The 4,392-nt window shown below is 66.4% G+C and carries 3 protein-coding genes; all 3 read left to right on the top strand.

Going from position 1 to position 4,392, the window contains the following annotated elements:
* Nucleotides 1-1,614 (top strand): 2,3-epoxybenzoyl-CoA dihydrolase (boxC, locus tag HTA01S_RS24295; RefSeq protein WP_068176611.1); only part of this gene is annotated, 1,614 nt, incomplete at its 5' end.
* A 130-nt stretch (nucleotides 1,615-1,744) separates the two neighbouring features.
* Nucleotides 1,745-3,172 carry a benzoyl-CoA 2,3-epoxidase subunit BoxB gene (gene boxB / locus HTA01S_RS24290; protein ID WP_068176607.1) on the top strand — a complete coding sequence of 476 codons (1,428 nt, stop codon included), beginning with the start codon at nucleotides 1,745-1,747 and terminating at the stop codon, nucleotides 3,170-3,172.
* Between the two features lie 462 nt (nucleotides 3,173-3,634).
* The coding region (locus HTA01S_RS24285; RefSeq protein WP_157572269.1) for a 4Fe-4S binding protein at nucleotides 3,635-4,392 on the top strand (758 nt) is incomplete at its 3' end.

Raw genomic sequence — 4,392 nt, 5'->3', positions numbered from 1 at the left:
TACCGCCACTGGAAACTCGCCTTCGATGGCGCGATCGCCACCCTGTCCATCGACATCGACGAAGACGGCGGCATCCGCCCGGGCTACAAGCTCAAGCTCAACAGCTACGACCTGGGCGTGGACATCGAACTGCACGACGCGCTGAACCGCATCCGCTTCGAACACCCCGAAGTGCGCACCGTGGTGATCACCAGCGGCAAAGACCGCGTGTTCTGCTCCGGCGCCAACATCTTCATGCTCGGCGTCTCCAGCCACGCCTGGAAGGTGAACTTCTGCAAGTTCACCAACGAAACCCGCAACGGCATCGAAGACAGCAGCCAACACAGCGGCCTCAAATTCCTCGCCGCCTTGAACGGCGCCTGCGCCGGTGGCGGCTACGAGCTGGCCCTGGCCTGCGACGAGATCCTGCTGGTGGACGACCGCTCCAGCGCCGTCAGCCTGCCCGAAGTGCCGCTGCTCGGCGTCTTGCCCGGCACCGGTGGCCTGACCCGCGTCACCGACAAGCGCCACGTGCGCCACGACCTGGCCGACATCTTCTGCACCACCAGCGAAGGCGTGCGTGGCAGCAAAGCCGTGGACTGGCGCCTGGTCGACGCCGTGGCCAAGCCCCAGCAGTTCGCCGCCGCCGTGAGCGAGCGCGCCGCCAAGCTGGCCGCCCAGAGCGACCGCCCGGCCGGCGCCAAGGGCGTGAGCCTGCCGCGCATCGAACGCACCGACAGCGAAGATGGCATTGCCTACACCCACGTCAACGTCGCCATCGACCGCGCCAAGCGCAACGCCACCCTCACCCTGAAATCGCCCAGCGGCGCGCAGCCGACCGACATCGCGGGCATCGAAGCCGCCGGTGCCGCCTGGTACCCGCTGCAGATGGCGCGCGAACTCGACGACGCCATCCTCCACCTGCGCACCAACGAGCTGGACATCGGCACCTGGGTGCTGAAGACCGAAGGCGACGCCGCAGCAGTCCTGAAGAACGACGCCCTGATGCTGGCGCACAAGGACCACTGGTTCGTGCGCGAGACCATCGGCGCCCTGCGCCGCAGCTTCGCCCGCCTCGATGTCTCCTCGCGCAGCCTGTTCGCGCTGATCGAAGAAGGCTCCTGTTTCGCCGGCACCCTGGCCGAACTCGCCTTCTGCGCCGACCGCGCCTACATGCTGGCCTTGCCGGACGACACCGACAAAGCCCCCAAGCTGCAACTCTCCGAATTCAACTTCGGCTACCTGCCCATGGTCAACGACCAGTCGCGCCTGCAGCGCCGCTTCTACGAAGAAGCCGGCCCGATGGAAGCCGCGCGCGGCGCCATCGGCCAGGGCCTGGACGCCGACGCCGCCCTCGCCCTGGGCCTGATCACCGCCGCGCCCGACGACATCGACTGGGCCGACGAAGTGCGCCTGGCGCTCGAAGAGCGCGCCGCCATGTCGCCCGACGCCCTGACCGGCCTGGAAGCCAACCTGCGCTTCGCCCAGAAAGAAAACATGGCCACGCGCATCTTCGGGCGCCTGACCGCCTGGCAGAACTGGATCTTCCAGCGCCCCAACGCCGTGGGCGAGAAGGGCGCCTTGAAGGTCTACGGCAAAGGCGATAAAGCCGCGTTTGACTTCAACCGCGTTTAAGTCCCCCCGCGCCGCGCTGCGCGCGTCACCCCCCAGGGGGCGATGCGAGTGGCCCGGCAAAGCCGGTTCCACCGCATCCCTGATTAAAGACACCTCACCCCACCGTTCCGTCCACCCGCAGGAGACCCCCATGTCCACCATCGACTACAGCGACAAGATCCCCAACAACGTCAACCTGAGCGAAGACCGCACGCTGCAGCGTGCGCTGGAGCAGTGGCAGCCCAACTACCTGAAGTGGTGGGACGACATGGGCCCGGACGGCTCGCAGAACTTTGACGTCTACCTGCGCACCGCCATCAGCGTCGATCCGCAGGGCTGGGCGCAGTTCGGCCACGTCAAGATGCCCGACTACCGCTGGGGCATCTTCCTCAACCCCGCCGAAGCCGACCGCAAGATCCACTTCGGTGACCACAAAGGCGAAGCCGCCTGGCAGGACATCCCTGGCGAATACCGCGCCAACCTGCGCCGCATCATCGTCACCCAGGGTGACACCGAACCGGCTTCTGTCGAACAGCAGCGCCACCTGGGCCTGACAGCCCCCAGCCAGTACGACCTGCGCAACCTCTTTCAGGTGAATGTGGAAGAAGGCCGCCACCTCTGGGCCATGGTGTATTTGCTGCACAAATACTTCGGCAAGGACGGCCGCGAAGAAGGCGAAGCCCTGCTCGAGCGCAACAGCGGCAACGCCGACAACCCGCGCATCCTCGAAGCCTTCAACGAAGAGACGCCCGACTGGTTGAGCTTCTTCATGTTCACCTACTTCACCGACCGCGACGGCAAGTTCCAGCTCTGCGCCCTGGCCGAGTCCAGCTTCGACCCGCTGGCGCGCACCACCAAGTTCATGCTCACCGAAGAAGCCCACCACATGTTCGTGGGCGAGAGCGGTGTCAGCCGCGTGATCAACCGCACCTGCCAGGTGATGAACGAGCTGAAAACCGACGACCCGGCCAAGCTGCGCGCCGCCGGCGTGATCGATCTGCCCACCATCCAGCGCTACCTGAACTTCCACTTCAGCGTCACCATCGACCTCTTCGGCGCCGACGAATCCAGCAACGCCGCCACCTTCTACAGCACCGGCCTCAAGGGTCGTTATGAAGAAGGCAAACGCACCGACGACCACCAGCTGCGTGGCCAGTTCTACAAGGTGCTCAACGTGCAGAACGGCCAGCTGATTGAGAAAGAAGTGCCGATGCTCAACGCGCTCAACGAGGTGCTGCGCGACGACTACATCAAGGACAGCATCGGCGGCGTGGAGCGCTGGAACAAGGTCATCGAAAAGGCCGGCATCCCGTTCCGCCTGACGGTGCCGCACAAGGCCTTCCACCGCAACATCGGCCTCTTGAAGGGCGTGAAGGTCGCACCCGACGGCCGTGTGGTGTCCGAGTCCGAGTGGGCCGCCAACCGCGACCACTGGCTGCCGAGCGAAGGCGACCGCGCCTTCGTCGCCAGCCTGATGGGCCGCGTGGTCGACCCGGGCAAGTTCGCCAACTGGATCGCGCCCCCGGTCATGGGCATCAACCGGCAGCCGGTGGACTTCGAATACGTAAGGTTTGGTTGACCCCCCCGCGCCGCGCCTAAGGGCGCGTCACCCCCCAGGGGGCGATGCCTGCGGCCTGGCAAAGCCAGTTCCGCGGCATCCTTGGCTGGGGCACGCGCGCCGGAGACGCAGCTTGGCAAAGCCGGTTCCACCGCATCCTCGGTGGGGGCACGGGCTCCGGGGTGGCGACAGACTTCACGCAAGTGGGGGATCTGTCCCTTCTCTCTGCCCGAGCGCCCACGAGCGCGACGCGGTGTGGCTGGCGCAGTGAGGTCAAGGAGGAGCCGGCCGCAGGCCGGCGGGGGACACGAACGGAGTCGGCCGCACCGTGTCGCGCGGCGCCAGGCCAACGCCAACCCAGCGGCCAGAGCAAATACAAAAAAGCAGACCCAGAGCAGAAACCCAAGGCAAAAGCAATCCCCCGAACCAGGCCAAACCCCCCGACCTACACTGCCCAAAGAACACCCCCCACGGAGACACCCCATGAACGCGCCTGCCCCAGCGGCTGTGATCAAGCAGCACCTGATCGACCCGGAAATCTGCATCCGCTGCAACACCTGCGAATCCATCTGCCCGGTGCAGGCCATCACCCACGACTCGCGCAACTACGTGGTCGATGCCGACAAATGCAACTGGTGCAACGACTGCATCTCGCCGTGCCCCACCGGCTCCATCGACAACTACCGCACCATGCCGCGCATCAAGGCCTATTCGCTGGCCGAGCAGCTGAGCTGGGACAGCCTGCCGGCCGAGCTGTCGGCGGCCGAGCGTGCCGCCCTGGTGGGGGATGAAGCGGCCGACGTGGCCGAACCCGCCACCACCGAGACCGAAACCGAACCTACCGCCGAAACCCCCGCCGACCCCAGCGGCCAGGAAGCCTTCAAGTCCGCCGCCTACGGATCGACCATCCCGCCCTGGAGCGCCGCCCACGCCTACACCAACCTCTACGGCCCCAAGGCCGCGCAGAAAACCGTCACCGCCACCGTCACCGGCAACGTGCGCGTCACCGAAGTCGGCCAACAGGTCGGCCACGACTACGACACCCACCACATCGTGCTCGACTTCGGCGCCATGCCCTTCCCCGTGCTTGAAGGCCAGAGCATCGGCATCGTGCCGCCCGGCACCGACGCCCAGGGCCGGCCTCACCACCCGCGCCAATACTCCATCGCCAGCCCGCGCAACGGCGAGCGCCCGGGCTACAACAACCTCTCGCTCACCATCAAGCGCGTGCTCGAAGACCA

The sequence above is a fragment of the Hydrogenophaga taeniospiralis CCUG 15921 genome, assembly GCF_001592305.1.
In the GTDB taxonomy this organism is placed as follows: Bacteria; Pseudomonadota; Gammaproteobacteria; order Burkholderiales; family Burkholderiaceae_C; genus Hydrogenophaga; species Hydrogenophaga taeniospiralis.
Note: the sequence above shows the minus strand (reverse complement) of the source record. Positions and strands in the feature narration are given on the sequence as shown.